Annotated in this window: 16 protein-coding genes and 1 pseudogene; 6 read left to right on the top strand and 11 right to left on the bottom strand. The window is 72.5% G+C overall.

Features of this window, described 5'->3' with window-relative positions; translation table 11 throughout:
* Positions 1–7 precede the first annotated feature (7 nt).
* From LIV37_RS46640 to LIV37_RS46630, 3 genes are read left to right on the top strand one after another with little or no spacing between them, the layout of a single operon-like run.
* Positions 8–1,126 carry an alpha-hydroxy acid oxidase gene (locus tag LIV37_RS46640; protein WP_020874056.1) on the top strand — a complete coding sequence of 373 codons (1,119 nt, stop codon included), beginning with the start codon at positions 8–10 and terminating at the stop codon, positions 1,124–1,126.
* Entirely contained in the window at positions 1,123–2,556 is a 1,434-nt protein-coding gene (locus tag LIV37_RS46635; protein ID WP_020874055.1) for a cytochrome P450, read from the top strand. The genes LIV37_RS46640 and LIV37_RS46635 overlap by 4 nt, the downstream gene beginning before the upstream one ends.
* A 13-nt stretch (positions 2,557–2,569) precedes the next feature.
* Complete coding sequence (locus tag LIV37_RS46630) at positions 2,570–3,847, top strand: cation:proton antiporter (protein ID WP_020874054.1); 1,278 nt, start codon at positions 2,570–2,572, stop codon at positions 3,845–3,847.
* A 79-nt stretch (positions 3,848–3,926) separates the two neighbouring features.
* Here the strand turns inward: LIV37_RS46630 and LIV37_RS46625 are convergent, their stop codons facing one another.
* The 3 genes from LIV37_RS46625 to LIV37_RS51935 form a co-directional block, all read right to left on the bottom strand.
* The gene (locus tag LIV37_RS46625; RefSeq protein ID WP_020874053.1) at positions 3,927–5,504 is read right to left on the bottom strand and encodes a class I adenylate-forming enzyme family protein; all 1,578 of its coding nucleotides are present in this window, start codon (positions 5,502–5,504) and stop codon (positions 3,927–3,929) included.
* Positions 5,505–5,680: 176 nt separating this feature from the next.
* A complete protein-coding gene (locus LIV37_RS46620) occupies positions 5,681–6,286 on the bottom strand; it encodes a GOLPH3/VPS74 family protein (RefSeq protein WP_020874052.1) in 606 nt (201 codons plus the stop codon).
* A gap of 95 nt (positions 6,287–6,381) precedes the next feature.
* On the bottom strand, positions 6,382–7,608 hold the full coding sequence (locus tag LIV37_RS51935; RefSeq protein WP_020874051.1) for a LuxR C-terminal-related transcriptional regulator: 1,227 nt from the start codon (positions 7,606–7,608) through the stop codon (positions 6,382–6,384).
* A gap of 156 nt (positions 7,609–7,764) precedes the next feature.
* Here LIV37_RS51935 and LIV37_RS46610 point away from each other — a divergent pair, with 156 nt between their 5' ends.
* Positions 7,765–8,676 (top strand): NADP-dependent oxidoreductase, encoded by a 912-nt coding sequence (locus LIV37_RS46610; RefSeq protein ID WP_020874050.1) that lies wholly within the window; start codon positions 7,765–7,767, stop codon positions 8,674–8,676.
* Positions 8,677–8,739: 63 nt separating this feature from the next.
* Here the strand turns inward: LIV37_RS46610 and LIV37_RS46605 are convergent, their stop codons facing one another.
* Positions 8,740–10,206 carry a glycoside hydrolase family 76 protein gene (locus LIV37_RS46605; RefSeq protein ID WP_020874049.1) on the bottom strand — a complete coding sequence of 489 codons (1,467 nt, stop codon included), beginning with the start codon at positions 10,204–10,206 and terminating at the stop codon, positions 8,740–8,742.
* Between the two features lie 18 nt (positions 10,207–10,224).
* A complete protein-coding gene (locus LIV37_RS46600) occupies positions 10,225–11,433 on the bottom strand; it encodes a glycoside hydrolase family 64 protein (RefSeq protein WP_020874048.1) in 1,209 nt (402 codons plus the stop codon).
* Positions 11,434–11,721: 288 nt separating this feature from the next.
* On the opposite strand from LIV37_RS46600, the gene LIV37_RS46595 reads away from it, so the two are divergent.
* Together LIV37_RS46595 and LIV37_RS46590 are read left to right on the top strand one after the other, a co-directional pair.
* Positions 11,722–11,892, top strand: a complete 171-nt coding sequence (locus tag LIV37_RS46595; protein WP_020874047.1) for a hypothetical protein — start codon at positions 11,722–11,724, stop codon at positions 11,890–11,892.
* Between the two features lie 330 nt (positions 11,893–12,222).
* The gene (locus LIV37_RS46590; RefSeq protein WP_020874046.1) at positions 12,223–12,873 is read left to right on the top strand and encodes a TetR/AcrR family transcriptional regulator; all 651 of its coding nucleotides are present in this window, start codon (positions 12,223–12,225) and stop codon (positions 12,871–12,873) included.
* A 29-nt stretch (positions 12,874–12,902) separates the two neighbouring features.
* On the opposite strand, the gene LIV37_RS46585 is transcribed toward LIV37_RS46590, so the two are convergent.
* The 6 genes and pseudogenes from LIV37_RS46585 to LIV37_RS46560 form a co-directional block, all read right to left on the bottom strand.
* A complete protein-coding gene (locus tag LIV37_RS46585) occupies positions 12,903–13,775 on the bottom strand; it encodes a triphosphoribosyl-dephospho-CoA synthase (RefSeq protein WP_121826728.1) in 873 nt (290 codons plus the stop codon).
* Positions 13,776–13,907: 132 nt separating this feature from the next.
* Complete coding sequence (locus tag LIV37_RS46580) at positions 13,908–14,342, bottom strand: MFS transporter (RefSeq protein WP_251983410.1); 435 nt, start codon at positions 14,340–14,342, stop codon at positions 13,908–13,910.
* Between the two features lie 33 nt (positions 14,343–14,375).
* Positions 14,376–15,103 (bottom strand): annotated as a pseudogene (locus LIV37_RS46575) (MFS transporter); the annotation flags it as partial.
* A 525-nt stretch (positions 15,104–15,628) separates the two neighbouring features.
* Complete coding sequence (locus LIV37_RS46570) at positions 15,629–16,690, bottom strand: 4-oxalomesaconate tautomerase (protein ID WP_121826562.1); 1,062 nt, start codon at positions 16,688–16,690, stop codon at positions 15,629–15,631.
* Positions 16,687–17,448, bottom strand: coding sequence for a 4-carboxy-4-hydroxy-2-oxoadipate aldolase/oxaloacetate decarboxylase (locus LIV37_RS46565; protein WP_020874043.1), 762 nt, complete (start codon positions 17,446–17,448; stop codon positions 16,687–16,689). The genes LIV37_RS46570 and LIV37_RS46565 overlap by 4 nt, the downstream gene beginning before the upstream one ends.
* 57 nt (positions 17,449–17,505) lie before the next feature.
* Positions 17,506–18,156: a GntR family transcriptional regulator gene (locus tag LIV37_RS46560; RefSeq protein WP_121826563.1), complete on the bottom strand. Its 651-nt coding sequence runs from the start codon at positions 18,154–18,156 to the stop codon at positions 17,506–17,508.
* Between the last annotated feature and the right edge of the window lie 198 nt (positions 18,157–18,354).

The following is an 18,354-nucleotide window of genomic DNA, read 5'->3' as shown; positions in this document are numbered from 1 at the left end:
CCGCGCCATGCTGATGACCGTCCAGGACTTCGAAACCACCGCCCGGACGAGACTCGACCCCGTCTACGCCGACTTCATCGCCGGTGGCGCCGGGGACGAGATCACCGTACGGGCCAATGAAGAGGCGTTCCGGCGGCTGCGGCTGCTGCCCAGGGTGCTGCGCGGCAACGCCGAGCGGGCGCTGGACATCACCGTGCTCGGCAGCCGCGCGCGAACGCCGATCCTGCTCTCGCCGACCGCCTTCCACAAACTCCTCGTCGAGGAAGGGGAGTTGGCCACCGCACGAGCCGCCGCGGCCGCCGGCACGATCATGATCGTGAGCATGGCGTCCACAGTGGCGGTGGAGGACATCGCGGAGGCCACCCGTGGCGCCGGTGAGGGCGGCGACCCGGCGCCCCTGTGGTTCCAGCTCTACCTCCAGCCGGACCTGGAGTTCACCCGGTCCCTGGTACGGCGGGCCACCGACGCGGGGTGCACCGCGCTGGTGGTCACCGTGGACTCCCCGGTGCGCGGCGCGCACGAGCGCGATCTGCGCAACGGCTTCCTCGACCTGCCGGACGGACTGCGCTGCGAGCACATGGTCGATCCGTGCGAGGGCGGCCGGGTGCGGCCGATCGCCATGTCGCCGGAGATCTCCTGGACCCATATCGACTGGCTGCGCGGGATCACCTCGCTGCCGATCCTGCTCAAGGGCGCCGTGCACCCCGAGGACGCCCGGCTGGCGGTGCGCCACGGCGTCGACGGGCTGCTGCTGTCCAACCACGGGGGCCGTCAGCTGGACACCGTGCCCGCCACGATCGAGCTCCTCCCCGAGATCCACGCGGCGGTGGCCGGACGGATCCCGATCGTGCTGGACGGCGGTGTGCGGCGGGGCACCGATGTGGTCAAGGCGCTGGCGCTCGGCGCGTCCGCCGTGGGCATCGGCCGACCGGTGATGTGGGCCCTGGCCGAGGGCGGTGAGAAGGGCGTACGGCGGCTGCTGGAGCTGCTGCGCGAGGAGCTCGACCAGGCCCTCGCGCTGTGCGGCGCCTCCGGTGTCCAGGGCCTCACCCCGGATCTGGTGCGTGCCCCGGCATGGCCTCCCGCCGACGCCTCCACCACTCCGCCCGGTGGAGTGGCGTCATGAGCCGCCTCAGACGGGCGGCCACCGGTGCGACGGCCGTGGCGCTGACGGCCAGCCTGCCGTACTGGCTGCCCCGGCTGGTGATCGACCTGCGGGTGCGTCTCTTCGCGCAGGTCAACGGAGAGGAGGGGATACCGGCGCCCGGCCGTGAGGTGCCCGTCGAGGAGTTCAAGCGGGTCTACGGGCATCCGGCCGCTAACGGCCGCAGCCGCGGCGCCGCCCTGTCCGACCTCTTCTGGTACTGGCTCTCCCCCGGCCCCGAGGTCCACCAGGAGCATCTGGAACCCGGCCCGCGGTACGACGAGGTGGCCAGGACGACCCGGCAGATCCTCGCCGGGCTCTCCCGGGAACGGTGGAGCGAACTGGTCGGCCGCTGCACCCGGCGGGTGCTCGATGAACTCGACCAGGGCATCGGCGGATACGGCGCCCGGGAACACCGGGTACGGCTGCGCGATCTCATGATGCCGGTGTGGGCCGAGGTCTACTACGAAGTGGTGTTCCGTGAACCGTGCCCGCGCCATGTCCGGGACCTGATCGTCGGCAACGCCGATGACGTGGTCAGCGCCCTGAAGTGCACCAGCCTGCGCCATATGGACCGGCGGAACCGGCTCACCGCGTATTTGCGCGATCGACTGGCTGGCGATCCCCCGCCGGTGCCGCTGCCGTCGCTGCTCAGTCGGCGGGAGCAGGCGTACTACCTCCAGGGCACGTTCTTCAACACCGCCGTGGTGCAGACGTCGGAGGCGATGGCCCATCTGCTGCTGGCACTCGCCACGCACCAGAGCGTCCAGAACCGTCTGCTCTCCGGCGAGGAGGACGCCGACTACCTGGACCATGTCATCAACGAGACGCTCCAGCACTTCCCGCTGTTCGGCGTGGCCCACCGCATCACCACCGACGAGATCCCCCGGGCCGGAAGACCTGCGATACCGGCGGGCTCGGTCCTGCTGTTCAACTACCCCGAGTATCAGCGGTCGGGATCCACCGGTCCGCAGCGGTTCGACCCCGGCCGCTGGCTGTCCGCCGACACCCGGCCCTCGGCCTTCATCCCGTTCGGCGTGACCGCCAACCGGCCGTGCCCGGCCCGTGGTTTCGCCGTGCTGACCATGCGGGTCGCGGCCGAGGAGCTGCTCCGGCGCTTCCGGCTGGCGTCCGCGGCCGAGCACACCCGGTCGCTGCCCAGCCGCGGCCCCTGTCTGCTGATCCCGCACACCCCCCGGCGGACCACGGTGGCCTGGCGACCGGCCACGCGGGCGGCGAGGCTCGCGGGGATGCGGCTGGGCGACCGGTGGGGGGCGATCCCGCGCAGCCTCATCCAGCTGGCGCTCGGTGGCTACATGGTGTGGGACGCCCGGCGCCAGGGGCTGTGCCGCAACTACTTCGCCACGGCTGCCGGTGACACCGCCGTACCCGCCGTCGCCGGCAGCCGATGAGGAGGGTGAGACGATGACTCCCACAGAGCTCGCCCCCGCCTTCTTCATCGCCGCCGTGGTCATTCTGCTGACCTGCCGTCTGGTGGTGCTGGTGATGGGCCGGTTCGGCCAGCCGCCGGTGGTCGGGGAGATGATCGCCGGTGTGGTGCTCGGCCCGTCGCTCTTCGGTCTGGTGGCGCCGGGCGCGTCGGACGCGGTCTTCCCGCCGGAGCTCAAACCGGTGCTGTACGTGGCCGGGCAGATCGGCCTGGTGGCCCTGATGTTCCACGCGGGGTACGAATTCCGGGCCCATGCCGGGCGCGGGCTGGCCGGAACCGCGGTGACGGTCTCCGCCGCCGGGGTGCTGGTGCCGCTGCTGCTGGGCGTGGGGCTGACCTTCGCGTCCGACGGCCATGTCCCCATCTTCGTCGACGGGGTCTCGATCTGGGTGACGGCGGCCTTCGTCGGGGTCGCCCTCGCCATCACCGCCTTCCCGATGCTGGCCCGCATCATCACCGAGCAGGGGATCTCCGGGACCCGGCACGGGTCGCTCTCCCTCGCTTCGGGGGCCACCGATGACGCGGCCGCGTGGCTCATGCTCGCCGGGGTGCTCAGCGTGGCCTCGGAGAAGACGGGGCCGATCGTCAAGGCGCTGGGCGGTTCGCTGCTCTTCGTGGCCGTCCTGCTCCTGGTGGGGCGGCGGCTGCTGGCCTGGATCCTGACCAAGCCGGGGCTGAGCGACGAGTCCCGACTGCTGCTCACGGTCGCGGTGCTGTTCTGCGGCGCCTGGTTCACCGACACCATCCAGCTGTACGCGGTCTTCGGGGCGTTCTGCATCGGCCTGTCCATGCCCCGCCACGAGGCATCCGAGCGGGTGGTGCGGACGGTTCAGGGATCAACCCAGGTCATCTTCGTGCCGATGTTCTTCACCTACTCCGGTCTCAACACGCGCTTCGACGTGTTCGCGGACCCGGCCGTGATGGCGTTCGGCGCGGGCTGTGTCGTGCTCGCGTCGGTCGGCAAGTTCGGCGGCTGCTGGGCAGCCGCCAAGCTGTGCGGGGAGCCGGGTGCGGTGGCGGTCCGGGTCGGCGCCCTGATGAACGCGCGCGGGCTGATGCAGCTCATCGCGCTCAACATCGGGCTCTCGGCCGGGATCGTCGGTGATGAGCTGTTCGCGGCGCTGGTCCTGGTGGCCCTGGTGACCACGGTGATGACCGTCCCGGTGCTCAACTGGCTGGACCGCCGGGACGCCAGGTCCCGGGCAGCCGGGGAGCCGGCCGGCACCGCGGCGGCGGTGCCGGCCGGGAGCTGAGCGCCACCCTTCGCACGGGAGAGGTCCCGGTGTGCCCGCTGGCACACCGGGACCTCTCAGTCCGGGCGACCCCACACCATCACGCCGTCTCCAGCGGCCCGGTGATCCGCGACAGCAGCGCCCGCTTGTCCGGCTTCCCGCTCGGCGCCACCGGCACCTCGGTCACGACGGTGACGGTGGCGGGGACACTCGCCTCCCCCAACTCCGCCACGACGAACGCGCGTACGGTGTCCAGGTCCGGCTCACGGCCCTCGGCCGGGACGACGAAGGCGTGCGCGGCCTCGCCGGTGCGCTCGTCGGGCGTGCCCACCACATACGCCTGGTCAACATCGGGATGGGCCGCCAGCGCGCGTTCGATCGCCCCGGCGTAGTGCACGATCGCGTTGATGATGACCACGTCCCGGGCGCGCCCGGTGAGCCGCAGAAAGCCCTGGTCGTCCAGGTGTCCGACATCGCGGGTGCGCACCCACCCCGCCCGCAGCACCTCCCGGGTCCGCTCCTCGTCCTTCCAGTAGCCCGCCATCGCCGAGTCGGTGCGCACCCATATCTCGCCGGTGGTCCCGCCGGGCACCGGCCGCCCCTCGGGATCGCGGACGTCCATCTCCACCCCGGACCACGCCCGGCCCACCGAGTCGTACACCTGGCCCGGAAACTCCGCCATCTCGTCCGGGGTGAGCAGGGTGAGCATGCCGGTCTCCGTCTGCCCGTAGCCCTGGTGGACCACCGGGCCGAGCAGCCGGGCCGCCTCCGCGAGCCGGTGCGGGGCGAGCGGGGACCCGGCAACCAGCAGCACCCGGAGGCTGGAGGTGTCCACGCGCTCCGTGCGCAGGACGTCCAGCACATGGTGCAGCCGGGGCACGGTCGTCAGACACGCGCTGATCCGGTGGCGCTCGAAGACCTGGGGGAAGGCGAACGGCGGTTCGGGAATGACGGCGGTGCCGCCCCCCATCAGGCAGACCCCGAGATGCTCGAAGATCACCGCGCTGCTCAGGGTGCCGAAGAGCAGATACCGCCCGTAGCCCGCCGCGAGCCGTGCGGTCCGCTCGGGCCAACGCGCGGGCTGCCAAGCCCAGTTGAGGGCAAGCGAACGGTAGCTGTGCGCACAGCCCTTGGGGCGTCCGGTGCTGCCACTGGTCAGCGTCACCAGGGCGATGTCATCGGGGCGGCCCTGAGCGGTCAGCTCTCCCGTGGCCTTCGGGTGGGCGTCCAGGAGGTCCGGGCCCAGCCGCAACCCGGTCACCCCACCCGCCGCGTCCAGCAATTCGGGGGTGTCACCGGTCTCGTCGGCCACCAGGACGTCGATTCCGTCGGAAAGGACGTACACCAGATGGGCCGGGGTCATGCCGGGCCGCAGCCCCGTCACCCGGCAGCCCAGCGCGTACGCCGCCACCAGCAGCGCGAAACCCTCGGGCGTCACATCGGTGGCCACCGCCACCGAACGGCCCGGGCCGAGTCCGGCCGCCCGCAGCCCGTCCGCGCACCGGCCGATCAGCTCCAGCACCTCGCCGCGCGTGAGGACGCGTGAGCGGTGTTCGAAGGCGGGCAGCTCCGGCCGCGCACGGAAGGCGTCGAGGAGGGCCTGCGGGAAGGGTGCCGTGATGGGCCCGGCGTCGCGGTGGGGGGGTCTGTGACCGGATGCTCCGGCTAACGTGTCCATGTGCGTCTCCGTTCGGGGGTGGTGCCCAATGGGACGTGGTGGATCACCCGACACGATACGGCGGCACGGCCCGCCCGCGGCCACGGTTGCGGATCGTGGGCGGCGCCGCGCCACCCACAACCGCACACCGCGCCACCCCCGGCGGCGTCCGCCACTCCCCCGTCACCGTCACGCGATCATTCGCCGCGCCAGATGTTGTCGTAGGCCGCTTCCTCGATGGCCCGCCGCTGCCGCTCGGCCTCCAGCTCCATCACCGCGTCGTTGACGGCGGCGAGCACGGTCACGGTCGCGTCGCCGGCCGCGCCCGCGGCGTCCTCGGCGGGCTCCTCACGGATGCCGATGGCCGCCGCGAGGGTGGCGAGGACGGGCTCGTCCGAGGCCCAGCGGTCCGTCGCGTGGCGGCGGGCGGGCGAGTCGACCGGCACCGCCTGCCCGGCGCGGAGCGGCAGCCAGCCGTGGCGACGCCGGGTGATCTGTCCCGCCTCCTCCAGGGCGTCCAGATAGGCGGAGGACAGACCGCGGCCCCTGCGCCACAGCCACTCGCCGACCGGCTCGTGGGGCGGCTGGCGAACGAGTGACGCCGCGGCCTCGTCCAGCAGGCGGTCCCCGGTCGGCGGGCAGAGCCCCGGCACGATCCGCTCGTCCTCGATCGTGAGCGCATCGGTGCCGAGGAGGTCGATCAGCTCGGCTCCCGCGAGCGCGAGCGACAGGTCGCCCCGCTCCAGGGGTCGGATGGGCGCCACGTCCAGAGTGACGATCAGCAGGTCCCGCGGTGTGGTCATCAAACGCTCCGCTCGCCGTTCCTCGCCAACGATACGTTCCGAAGCGTAAGGCCGTCCGCCGACGTGCCTGCCGGGTACGCCATGTCGGCGGCGGCTCAGGAGCCGGTGGCCTCCCATGCGTGGGCCAGCGCGGCCGCCTCGCCGCGCGAGGTGACGCCCAGCTTCTCCAGGATGTTCGCCACGTGGAACTTCACCGTCGACTCGCTGATGTGGAGCTCCTGGGCGATCTGCCGGTTGCGCCGGCCGCGGGCCAGTTGCTCCAGTACCTCCGGCTCGCGCGCGCCCAGGCCGTCCAGCGGATCCTCGCGGGCGGGCTGCGGCGGGCCGAGCGGCAGGGTGGCCGTCACCGTGGTGCCCCACTCCGGGACCGCGTCCACGTCCAGCCGTCCGCCCAGCGCGGCCAGCCGCTCGCCGACCCGGCGGGCGTCCAGTGCGGTCCGTCTCAGGACGCCGGGGCCGTCGTCCCGTACGGTGGCGCGCAGCTCGCCCTCGCCGACCTTCCAGCCGATGTGCACGCGGTGCACCGGGCGCGGCGCGCCGTCCCGGCCCGGTCCCTGCTCGTCGAGCATGGCGTGCACCACGGCCCGCACCACCGCGCGGGCCGTATTGGCCACGTCGGCGGCGAGCAGCCGGTCCGCGCCCTCCTCGGTACCGGGCGGGCCGAGGTCCAGCCGTACGGACAGGCCGCGCAGCACCGGGCGGAGCGATTCGGCGAGCCGGGCGAAGGCGTCACCGGCCGGCTCCTCCACCAGCGCCTGATCGCGGTCGGTCCGGGCGCGCAGTTCGGCCAGGGCGCCGACGGCGAGGTCCACCGCGCGGGCCCGGGCGGTCCGGTCGTCCAGATCGCGGCCGCGCAACACGCCGAGCAGGGCGGACAAGGCGGCGCCGTGGGCGTCGACGAGCTCGGCGATGGCCGTGGCCCGCGCCGCCGCCGCGGCCCGCGACTGGACCAGCATCCCCGGCACCGCCTCCACCGCCATCCGGTCGCGGTGCGCGGTCACCAGGTCCCACAGCGCGCCCCGCGCGGTGGCGTCGCTGTGCACGGCCAGTACGGGCACCTCGGCCCCGGCCATCCATGCCCGGCCCTGCCAGGTTCCCTCGGCGCGCGCCACCGGGGCGATGGCGGCCATCTCGGCGCTGGTGATGGTGGTTCCGGGGTCGCCGGGCGGGTCGCCATGGGCCTTGAACGGTGAGTGCGGGCAGTTGCCGGAGAGCTCGGCCACCGCCCGGTGCGCGATCGCCCCGGAGAGCGCGGCGGACAGGCGCGGCAGGATCTCGCCCAGGGGCGCCCGGATCACATCGACTGCGGCCGTGAGGTCCATGTCCGTCAGCGTAATGGGCCCGTCCCGCGGCCCCGGCTGTTCCTCCGGCCAGTTCCACCTGGCCGGAGGAACTGCCGGGGCGGGGCATGTCCCGGCCGAGGATGGCGTTGTCGCCACAGACATGCCCCCTCGACAGGGCTGACGGGAGTGAGAGTGATGAAGGCGATCGTCTACGAGGAGTACGGCGGCCCCGAGGTGCTGCGGCTGAAGGAGACGGAGGAGCCCCATCCGGGACCCGGGCAGGTGCGGCTGAAGGTCATGGCCGCCGCCGTGAACCCCCTCGACTACAAGATCCGCAGTGGCTGGATGCCGCAGATGGGCCCCGCCTCGTTCCCCGCGATCCCGGGCGGGGAGGCGGCCGGGGTCGTCGACGAGGTCGGTGACGGGGTCACCCATGTGTCGGTGGGCGATGAGGTGCTGGGCTGGACGGACACCGGGGCCTACGCCCCGTACGCGCTGGCCACCGATGTCGCCCCCAAACCGGACGGACTCGACTGGGAGACGGCCGCCGCGCTGCCCGTCGCCACCGAGACCTCGGCACGCGTCCTGGACCTGCTGGGGCTGACGGAGGGCGAGACCCTGCTGCTGCACGGGGCCGCAGGTGCGGTCGGCGGGGTCGGTGTCCAGCTCGCGGTGGCCCGGGGCGCCACCGTCATCGGCACCGCCTCGCCCGCCAACCACGACTATCTGCGCTCGCTCGGCGCGATCCCGGTGGCCTATGGCGAGGGCCTGGCCGACCGGGTGCGCGCCGTTGCGCCGAAGGGTGTCGACGCCGTGTACGACGCGGCCGGGCAGGGCGCCCTGCCCGTGTCGATCGAGCTGCGGGGCGGCACGACCGACCGCGTCGTGACCATCGCCGACCCCGCGGCCGCCGATCTCGGTGTCACCTTCTCGGGAGGTGGCGGCGCCCGCCCCATGGAGGCCATCGCCGACTACGCCCGGCTCGCCGCGGAGGGCCGGCTGCGGGTGCCCGTGGTGCGGAGCTTCCCGCTCGCCGACGCCGCCGCGGCCCATGAGCGGAGCGAGGCCGGCCACAGCCGCGGCAAGCTCGTCCTGCGGCCGTGGTGAGCGCTGCCGCAGCCGCTTTCGTGGCCGGTTGTCGTAGCCGGTTGTCGTGGCCGCTGTCGTGGCCTAGGAGGCCGCGTTCATCAGGTCCAGTGCGCTGTGCTGTCGTGCCGCGTCGGTCTTGTCCAGCGGTCCTGACCAGCGCAGTCCGTACTGGTCCAGGGCGTTGCGGTCGGCGGCGTAGGCACGGTCCGCCTGCCGTTTGAGGTAGGCCGTGTAGGGGTGGTCGGCCAGGGCCGCGTTCAGCTTGGCCAGCCCCCGCACATGGGCACCCTTGAACGACGGGCCGTCGGCACCGCAGTCGCCGGTCTCACAGGGGTCCCTGAGGATGCCGTCGGCCGTGTTGAGCTGGGACGACGTGGTGGCGGCCGTGCCGATGCGACGGGCCGTGGCGAGCACGGAACCGTCACCGGTCGCCCGGTACAGCTCGGTGAGGCCGCCGAGCAGCACACCCTGGTTGTAGGACCAGACCGCGCTGCCGTTGTTCTTGCAGGTGCCCAGGTCGATGCCGTCGTTGACCAGGTTCGAGGAGTTCACCATGCCGGTGCCCTGGAACCAGGTCCACTCCGCCCTCGCCCGCTGGAGATAGGCGGTGTCGCCGGGGATCCGGTTGTGCAGGGCGGCGTTGAGCTGGAGGTAGAGGGAGTTGGCGATGGCGTTCTTGTACGTCTTCGCCGTGCTCCACCACACACCGCCGCCACAGGTGGAGTCCCAGTAGGAGGCCATGTAGTCGGCGTCGGCGCGGGCGGTGGCGAGATAGCGGTAGTCCCCGGTGAGGTCGTAGGCGGCCACCCAGGCCAGACCCCACCAGCCGGTGTCGTCGATGTAGTCGTTGCGGAACTGCCCGCCCTGCGCACCGAGGTTGAGGTCGTAGGTGCGGGCGATCGCGTACTCATAGCTGTGCATGCCCGTGACGCGGATGTTGTCGATGACGGCCGTGAGGGCGTTGGCCGAGTTCCACCAGCCGGTGGTGGAGAACAGGCCGGTCCCGTTCGAGTAGAACGCCATCTGGGCGGTGGCGGCGGCCGTACGGCGGTCCCATGCGTTCCAGGTCGTACGGGCCCACGGTGTGCACGCGATGTCGGCGCGGTCACCGGCCTTGCCGCAGGCCCGCAGCGCGCCGACGCCCTGGGCGCCCCAGTCGTCCACGTTGTACATCAGGGTGCGCCAGCCGCGCTGTCCGGCGGGGATGGCGGTGTTGCCGAGGCGGCTGCCCGAGGACCAGGTCCGGCCGCCGTCGAAGGAGCGGTCCAGCCACACCTCGTCACCGGGGCTGCCGTTGTCGATGGAGGCCCAGCCCATCGCGTCGGTGTCGTCGAAGTGCAGGGCGATGGAGCGGGCGAAGACGGTGGCCGTGACGGGGGTGCGGCTCTGCGGGGCGAGCGCCGGATCGCGGGCGTCGCAGTACTTGTTGCACACGGTGGCGGACGGTGCCGCTTCGGCCGTGGCCGGGAGGAGTTGCGGAGCCAGCAGGGCGAGTGCTCCGGCGGCGAGGGCGGCCAGGCGGGTGCGCAGCGGTCTCTTGCGTCTCATGCCGTGCCTCCTCCCGGCCTAGTTGAAGGGGTCCAGGGTGATGGACGCCTGCTGCGGATTGCCGTCGTGGACGAGCGACTCGTGCTGGCCGACGTCGTCGAAGGCGAAGGCATACGCCTTTCCGTCGGCCATCTGGCCGTGGATGATCCGGGCGTAGTGGTTGGTCACGCCGTCGGTGTAGAACCCGGCGGCGCCGGTATCCGGCTGGTTGGGGTTGGTGAGCAGGGTCGTGCGGTTGTAGCCCGCGCACAGAGTCCGCGAAATGGGGCCGCGCACCTGGTCGTTGGGTGCGTCGAGGCGCTTGTAGCAGCCGAAGACGGAGTCGGAGTCCGGCTTCTGGAAGCTGGTGACCACGGCTCCCGAACCATTGGTGAAGTTCATGACGTCGCCGGAGACCCGCCCGAAGTACTTGGTGTTCGGCCGGTCGGCGAAGGGTGTGACGGTGAGGGTGGTGCCGGCGTACTTCTGCCAGACCCGGTTGATGTAGTCGTCCATGGCGTTGGCGGGCAGGGCGCCCGCCTCGATGCCGTGCCCGGGTGACAGGGCCCGCAGCACGGTGCCGTCCGGGCGGGTCTGGATGAGCTTGCCCCAGCCGCCGGCCTGTGCGCGCAGCGCGTTGAGGACGCCGTTGTAGCCGCCGGGCTTGAGGTGCCCGGCGGTCTTCGCGCTGCCGTCGGCGCCCTGCACGCCCACCGCGTACGGCGCGGAGAACATGTCGACCTGGGTGCTGTTGATGTACAGCCCGGAGTCGTCGAGGGTGAACTCGCTCCAGTTGAACAGGATGTTCCGGTTGGGATCGGAGGGGTTCTGCACGGCGGGCTGCACCAGGCCGCCGGTGGTGAGCCGGAAGTCGATCTTCTGGCCGTAGGAGAAGTAGACCCGGCCGGAGAGCTTGGGGATGCGGATCGTCAGGGACTGGCCGTTGGCCGGTCCGGCGATCGACGCGTCGGGCGCCGGGGTGGGCGGGTTGCCACCGGCGGGCCAGGGGTGGAAGGTCCCGGAGGCGTCGGCCCAGCCCTGCTGCCCGGTCGAGAGCAGGGTGCCGAGCGTATAGACGTAGATCTGGTCGCCGCGCCCGGAGTTGTTGGTGAACTTCAGCGGGATCGTGCTCGGCACGGCCGGCCGGGCGGACGCCTCGGGGGCCAGTGCGGTCATGCCCAGGGCCAGGAGCAAGGCCGACGCCCAGCAGGGCAGGGTCCGGAATCGGGTGGAGACGCGTCTGGACATACGCCACCTCTCGCGCGGCCCCACGGGGCCGCGTCTGCGGGGGGAATGGGGGGTCTCATGAAGCGGGGGTGCCGGAAGTGCAGAGTCATCATGGCAGTGAACATGACACTGGTCTAGACATTCTCACGTGCCGACATCAGCGCATGGGCGGGCGGGGACAGCCCGTGAGAGGCGGTGGCACACGGTGGCGAGGCCCCCGCGACCCGGCCGTACTACGCCGACGTGGGCATTCGGGCGTAAAATGGGCCGCGTCCGCACTCAGGAGGGCACGAGGAGCGGAGGCATCAGATGACCGAGGCAGCCCCCTCCCGCACCGAACGCAAACGGGAAACCGGCCACCCGGACGTGCCGTGGACGACCCCCTCGCAGGCCGAGGGCGAGCGCGACGACGAGATGGACACCGGCCACCCCGACGTACAGAGGACGACTCCCTCACAGGCCGAAGGGGAACGGGATTAGGGCCTGTCTGGAGTTGTGATCTGGATCAGGGAGCGGGGCGTGGTGCGTGCGATCGCAAGGCGCCGGAAGGCCCTCGTAGCGGAGCTACTAGGGCATTTCGGCAACGCCGCGAGCGTGCGTGCCACGCCCCGCGAGCCCAGATCACAACTCCAGACAGGCCCTAGCCCCCTCTCGGCACCCGGGCCCGCGGGCCGGTGATCTCCCACCGGCAGGCGGGCCCAGCCATGTGCCCCGGACGCGGCGGCTGACGCGTAATGCCGCCCCCCACGCCGGGAGGGCCTCCCGGTCGGAGCGGCCCCGGCGGGTCGCTATCCTGACCGGGGAGGCGAGATGGCACGCGCGACACAGACCACCGGGACACCAGGCACCGGCCGACCGGCGGCACGCCACCACGGCAACCGGCACGGACGCAGCGAGCAGGCCCGGCTCGCGGTGCTGAACGCGGCCGACGACCTGCTGGTCGAGAAGGGCTTCGCGGGCGTCACCATGGAGGGCATCGCCACCCGGGCCGGTGTCGCCAAGCAGACCATCTACCGCTGGTGGAGCACCAAGACCGGCGTCCTCATGGACGCCTTCCTCCAGGACGTGGCCGAGGACCTGACCGTGCGCGACCACGGTGACCTCGCCCGGGACCTGCGCACCTATCTGCGCGAGCTGGCCTGGTTCCTCAGCGCGTCCGACTCCGGTGCCGTCTTCAAGGCGCTGATCGCCCATGCGCAGCACGATCCGGCGTTCGCCGAGGACTTCCGGTCCCGGTACCTCGACGACCAGCGCCGCCGCGACCGCCTTCCGCTGGAACGGGCCCTGGAGCGCGGGGAGTTGTCGCCCGGCCTCGATCTGACGGCCGAGACCGACCAGCTCATGGGCCCCGTCTACTACCGGGTGCTGGTGACCGGCGAACCCGTCGGCCAGAAGTTCACCGACCGGCTCGTCGACGCCTTCCTCCAGCGCCACGGGCTGACGGCACCGGCGAAGGACTGAACACCCGGAAGCCCGAAGTCCGAGGGGAGTCACCGCCCGGACGGCGCCGTGATCGCCGGTACCGTGACCGCCGGTGCCGGGAGGCCGTCCAGGAACAGGGCGCCCGCGAGCAGCGTGGCGCTTCCGCGCGGCGCGATGTCCAGCTCCCGCAGCTCGGTGTCCAGCGCGGCCAGGGCGGCGGCGCCCTCGGGCGTGGCGGTGCCGCCCGCCTCGAGCACGGTATGCGCCCCCTCCTTCACCCGCCGGAGGCCGGGCGGGCCCGCCCGGTACAGCGGCCCGGTGTCCTGGAGGGTGCTCATCACGGTGAGCAGCGCGTCCAGGCGCGCCTGGGTTTCGGTGGCCCCCGCCGCACGCACCCGGGACAGGGCGTCCAGGGCGCGGCGCACATGGGGAAAGGCGGCCCGTGCCTCGCCGCGCGCGCCCGGCGCCCCATAGGTGGCGGAGACGTGCGAGCCCGGTGAGGGGCGGCGCGGTGCGCCGCGGTCGGGGTGGTCCGCGATCCGTTTGGCGGTGGCGGTCACCTCGTCGGGCCCGGCGCCGGGGCGCAGCGCGGCGGCCGCCACCAGCAGGCCCATCACCCACAGCGCGCCGTGGTGGAGGGGGCCGGTGGCCGCGCCGCCACCGGCCCGTGCCATCGTCCACTCGGCACAGCGGCCGATGGCACCCAACTCCTCGCGCAGCGCCCGGGTCGGCTCCCCGGGACGGCGGGCCGCGGCGGCCATGGCCGCGAACCCGGGCGTCAGCGCCTTGGCCGACCAGCGCAGCGCGAGCAGATCCGCACCGGTGGCGCGGGCCTGGAGATCGCGGGTGTCGGCGAGGCCCGGTTTGGGCGTCAGCTCCGCCTGGGCGATCAGGGCGAGCACGGCGCCCCGTGCCAGTGCCTCGTCCGTGGAGCGCGTCATCGGCATGCCCGGAGGCTAGACCGCGAACCTTTGACGGGCATGAGGCGTTGCTGTGACCCCGCTGTGCGGCGTGGCCGGGCAGGGGCGGACACGTCGGCCAGGGGTGGAGACGTCAGCCGGTGGTGGAATACGTCAGCCAGGGGTGGACACGGGCCGTGCGGGGCCGCTCCGCGGTGTGCTCCGCACGGTACGGAGGCCGGTGAGGCCGATCATCACGGCGGCGAACAGCGCGGTGGCGGCGAACACGGTGAAGCCCCAGTCCTGCGCCTCGTTGGCGACGAGCCGCCCGCCGAGCCAGGGCCCGAAGACGGCGCCGAAGCGGCCCATGCCGGAGGTCCAGCCGACGGCGGTGGCACGGTTCTCGGTGGTGGAGCGCCCCGCGACGGTCGCGTAGACCATGGTCTGGGCGCTGAAGAGCCACAGACCGGTCAGGAAGACCACGATGTAGGTGAGCGCCAGCGGCATATGGATGCCCAGCAGATAGATGCCGACGGCGGTGCAGCCGAACCAGACCGCCGCCACCCGGGCGGCGCCGAAGCCGTCGGCGATGCGCCCGGCCACCAGCATGCCGACGAGGTTGATGACGATGAGGAAGGCCAGGGCGGAGCCGAGTTCATAGCCCTGACCGCGCATCATGGTCGGCAGCCAGGTGCTGACGCCGTAGACGAGGAGCAGCCCGCCGAAGGAGGCGCACCAGAACAGCAGGGTCTTCCTCCACTGGCCGTCGCGGAACAGCGCGAACAGGGCGTGGCGGCGGTCGGGCGAGATCCCGGTGGCCGGTTCGCCGGCGGGCAGTTCGACCCCGTACCGGTCGGCGAGCCGGCGGGCCTCGTCGGTACGCTCGCGGGCGAGGAGGAAACCGAGCGACTCGGGGAGGTACATCGCCACCAGCGGCACCGCGACGACCAGCGGCGCCAGCCCGACCCAGAAGGCGGAGCGCCAGCCGAACGGCTCCACCAGCCACAGGCCCAGCAACGCCGCCAGGATGCCGCCCGCCTGATGGGCGGTCATCAACAGACCGATCATGAGGTTGCCGCGGCCGCGCGGGGCGTATTCGGCGACCAGGGTGATGGTGGTGGGCAGCAGACCGCCCAGGCCGAGCCGGCGACGAACCGGGCGACGCCGAAGACCCCCAGGCCGGGGGCCATGGCGCAGACGGCGGACACCAGGGAGAACACCGTGGTACAGCCGATGATCACCTTCTTGCGTCCGATCCGGTCGGTGACGATGCCCGCCGACAGGGCGCCGAGCAACATGCCGAACGTGGCGTAGCTGCCGAGGTCACCGGCCCGGCCGGGGCTCAGCCCGAGGTCGGGGTCGCCGAGCATGCCGGGCAGCACGGCACCGTAGATGAACAGGTCGAGGCCGTCGAAGAGGACGACCGTCCAGCACAGCGCGACCACGAGGACCGCGAGTGCCCTGCCGCGCGAACCGGCGGCGCGAGGGGTGGGTATGGAGGACATGGCATCGGCCCAGCGCCCGGGGAGCCCGGCGGCCTCGGCCTCCTCCACCCGGCGGTGGAGGGCTTCCGCGCCGGCCGCGCGCAGGGCGGTGCGGCGGATGCCCGAGGTGGAGTGTGCGGTGAGGGTCAGACTGTGGTGTTCGTAGTCGTCCCAGGTCCGCAGGTGGACCGAGTCGCCTGAGCGGCCGTTCTCGGTCAGCCCGAGGATGGTGGTGAAGAACCACGGACTGCGGTCGGGGTCGGGGGTGAGCAGTTCGACATGCCCGAGGTGGGCGACGTCCCCGAGCGGCGGGGTCATCGGCAGTTCCTTGAGTCGAGTGGGCGGGGAGGAGGCATGGTGGTGCCGTGGCGGGAGTGGAGGGGTGGTGCGGGCGCGGAACGGGGCGCCGGATCAGGCCGGGCGGGGAAAGACCGTACCGTCGAAGATCTTCCGTGCGGTGCGTACGACGGCCGTCCCTTGCGCCACCGGAGTGGCGCCGTCGTCCACGGAGGTGCCGATGTCCAGGAAGCCGGTGGGGTGTTCGATGCGCAGCCGCTCCCCCATCGCCGGGAGCCGGGCCACGTCCTCGCCGGTGTTTCCCGCGACGCACAGCCCGGCGGCGACACTGGCGGCGCCCAGGACGCCGATCGCCGTATGGCAGCGGACCGGGATGAAGGTGCGGGTCATCACGGTGCCACCGTGCGCGGGCGGGGCCAGCAGGCTGAGCTTGGGCACGGTCGTGGCGCTCACGTCGCCCAGGCCCATCAACCGGCCCGCCGCCCGCCGGATCTCCTGGAGCCGGGCGCCGAGCGCCGCGTTCGCCTCCAGCTCCTCGGGGTCCTCATAGCCGGTGACGTCCAGGGCGGACGCGGCGATGAGCACGGTCGGCATGCCGTTGTCGACGCAGGTCACCGGGGTACCGTCGATGAGGTCGCGGGCGTGGCCGGTGGGCAGCAGCGGGCCGCCGCCCTGCTCGAAGCCGATCACCATCGGGGCGGCGGAGCCCGGGACACCCGCGATCTCCGCCGAACCGGTGTAGTCGACGCGCCCGTCCGGGGTGGGAACGGTCACGGTGGCGTGGTCGCCGCTGTTGACCATCCTGATCCGTACCGGTGTCCGCCCGTCCCGGGCGGCGACCAGGCCCCGCTCCACGGCGAAGGGGCCGACCCCGGCCAGGAGGTTGCCGCAGTTCTGCCGGTCGGAGACGTCGGCCTTGTCCACGCCGAGCTGAAGGAACAGATAGTCGACATCGGTGTCCGGGCCCCGGGCGGCGGAGACCACGGCCACTTTGCTGGTGAGGGGGTGCGCTCCGCCGAGGCCGTCGATCTGCCGTGGATCGGGGCTGCCCATGATCCGCAGCAGCAGATCGTCCCGGGCGCCGGGGCCGGACGGCAGGTCCTCCGCGAGGAAGTAGGCGCCCTTGGAGGTGCCGCCGCGCATCAGCATGCAGCGCACGCCCTCCGGCCCGCTCATGAGACGGCCCCGCCACGGACGTCCCCGGCGTACTCGGCGTACGGCTGGTACCGCACCCCGAGCCGGGCCAGGGTCTCCCGCAACCCATAGCGGTCCAGGCCGAGTTGGCCCCCGGCAAAGGCGGCCCTGGTCGCCTCCTCCTTCGCGGCGCGGGCCTCGGCCGCCTCGACGGCCGTGGCGGCCGACTGGCGCGGTACGCACATCACCCCGTCGTCGTCGGCGAGGATCACATCGCCGGGGCGTATGCACTGCCCGCCCACCACCACGGGCACATTGACGGATCCGGCCGTGGCCTTGACGGTGCCCTGCGCGCATACGGCGGCCGACCACACGGGGAAGCCCATCGCGCGCAGCTCGGCGGTGTCGCGCACCCCGGCGTCGATGACCAGGCCGCGGACCCCGCGGTGCTGGAGCGCGGTGGCGAAGAGCTCGCCGAACATGCCGTCCGTGGACGGCGATGTGGTGGCGACGACGAGGATGTCGCCCTCGGCACACTGCTCGACCGCGGCGTGGATCATCAGGTTGTCGCCGGGCCAGCACAGGGCCGTGACCGCGGTGCCCGCGATGCGCACGTCCTGCTGGACGGGGCGCAGCCCGGGGCCGAGGCATCCGGTACGGCCCATGGCCTCGTGCACCGTGGCCACGCCGTACTCCCGCAGGGCCTCCACATGCTTGGCCCCGGCGCGTGGCGGGCCGGTGACGATCACACCGCTCGGCCGTGCGGCGGCGGGCACGTCACCCGCGCTACCGTGCGTCATTGCTGATATCTCCTTGCTGGACAGGTCGGTGACCCACCCCGCGGCGCGAGCCCCGCGTCATTCGCCCAACGCGTCGATCACACTGGCGAGGTGGGCACGGACGGCCACTTCGGCCGCCTGTGGGTCCCTGGCCCTGATCGCCTCGATCACGGCCAGGTGTTCACCCAGGGACCGCTGGGCACGCCCCGGCCGCAGCGCGAGCTGGAAGCGATGGCGCACCAGCTGTGCGTTGAGCCGCTCCAGCAGCTCCACCGCCACCTGCTGACCGGAGAACTCCCGGATGCGGGCGTGCAGTTGGTGGTTGAGGTCGGAGTAGGTCAGCGGTTCGCCGTCGGCGACCGCCTTGGACATCGCCGTACCGAGGTCGGCCAGCTCGGTCAGCTGCTCGTCGCTTGCCTCGACGGCCGCCTTGGCCGCGCACAGCCCTTCCAGGACCATGCGGCATTCCGTGATGGCCACGGCCTCCTCCACGCTCACCACCCGCACCCGTGAGCCACGGTTGCGGATCCGCTCGACCAGACCCTCGGAGGCCAGATCGATCAGCGCCGCGCGGATGCTCGCCCGGGTCACACCGAACTGCTCGGCGAGTTCGTTCTCCACCAGCCGCTGGGCCGGCGCCATCTCCCCGCGCAAAATCGCCTGCCGCAGCTGCTCCAAGGCATGCTGCTTGGCCTGCTCTCCGGTGCCTGGACGAGCTTCCTTCGGCATCGTGTGCCCTCCCTGAGTGGGTGCCTGTCGAAGGTAAATCTAGGCCAACAAGATTGTCAACGATTTCGTTGCCTATATTGGCGACAGGAACCGGCCCACGCACCCCTGATTCCGGCCTCGCTCCGGCCCCGTGACAGGGAAAGCCGGGGTTGCTTCAATGGTCCGGCGGTTCCCCATCGGACCCCGTAGACCGCTGGA

It is taken from the genome of Streptomyces rapamycinicus NRRL 5491 (assembly GCF_024298965.1).
GTDB lineage: Bacteria > Actinomycetota > Actinomycetes > Streptomycetales > Streptomycetaceae > Streptomyces > Streptomyces rapamycinicus.
The sequence above is the reverse complement of the archived record's forward strand: the minus strand, read 5'-3'. Positions and strand labels throughout refer to the sequence as shown.

Bases quoted from the DNA above. Each gene is read 5' to 3' on its own strand.
- LIV37_RS46640 (WP_020874056.1), top strand. From the start codon at position 8: ATGCTGATGACCGTCCAGGACTTCGAAACCACCGCCCGGACGAGACTC.
- LIV37_RS46635 (WP_020874055.1), top strand. From the start codon at position 1,123: ATGAGCCGCCTCAGACGGGCGGCCACCGGTGCGACGGCCGTGGCGCTG.
- LIV37_RS46630 (WP_020874054.1), top strand. From the start codon at position 2,570: ATGACTCCCACAGAGCTCGCCCCCGCCTTCTTCATCGCCGCCGTGGTC.
- LIV37_RS46625 (WP_020874053.1), bottom strand. From the start codon at position 5,504: ATGGACACGTTAGCCGGAGCATCCGGTCACAGACCCCCCCACCGCGAC.
- LIV37_RS46620 (WP_020874052.1), bottom strand. From the start codon at position 6,286: ATGACCACACCGCGGGACCTGCTGATCGTCACTCTGGACGTGGCGCCC.
- LIV37_RS51935 (WP_020874051.1), bottom strand. From the start codon at position 7,608: ATGGACCTCACGGCCGCAGTCGATGTGATCCGGGCGCCCCTGGGCGAG.
- LIV37_RS46610 (WP_020874050.1), top strand. From the start codon at position 7,765: ATGAAGGCGATCGTCTACGAGGAGTACGGCGGCCCCGAGGTGCTGCGG.
- LIV37_RS46605 (WP_020874049.1), bottom strand. From the start codon at position 10,206: ATGAGACGCAAGAGACCGCTGCGCACCCGCCTGGCCGCCCTCGCCGCC.
- LIV37_RS46600 (WP_020874048.1), bottom strand. From the start codon at position 11,433: ATGTCCAGACGCGTCTCCACCCGATTCCGGACCCTGCCCTGCTGGGCG.
- LIV37_RS46595 (WP_020874047.1), top strand. From the start codon at position 11,722: ATGACCGAGGCAGCCCCCTCCCGCACCGAACGCAAACGGGAAACCGGC.
- LIV37_RS46590 (WP_020874046.1), top strand. From the start codon at position 12,223: ATGGCACGCGCGACACAGACCACCGGGACACCAGGCACCGGCCGACCG.
- LIV37_RS46585 (WP_121826728.1), bottom strand. From the start codon at position 13,775: ATGACGCGCTCCACGGACGAGGCACTGGCACGGGGCGCCGTGCTCGCC.
- LIV37_RS46580 (WP_251983410.1), bottom strand. From the start codon at position 14,342: ATGCTGGTGGCCGGGCGCATCGCCGACGGCTTCGGCGCCGCCCGGGTG.
- LIV37_RS46570 (WP_121826562.1), bottom strand. From the start codon at position 16,690: ATGAGCGGGCCGGAGGGCGTGCGCTGCATGCTGATGCGCGGCGGCACC.
- LIV37_RS46565 (WP_020874043.1), bottom strand. From the start codon at position 17,448: ATGACGCACGGTAGCGCGGGTGACGTGCCCGCCGCCGCACGGCCGAGC.
- LIV37_RS46560 (WP_121826563.1), bottom strand. From the start codon at position 18,156: ATGCCGAAGGAAGCTCGTCCAGGCACCGGAGAGCAGGCCAAGCAGCAT.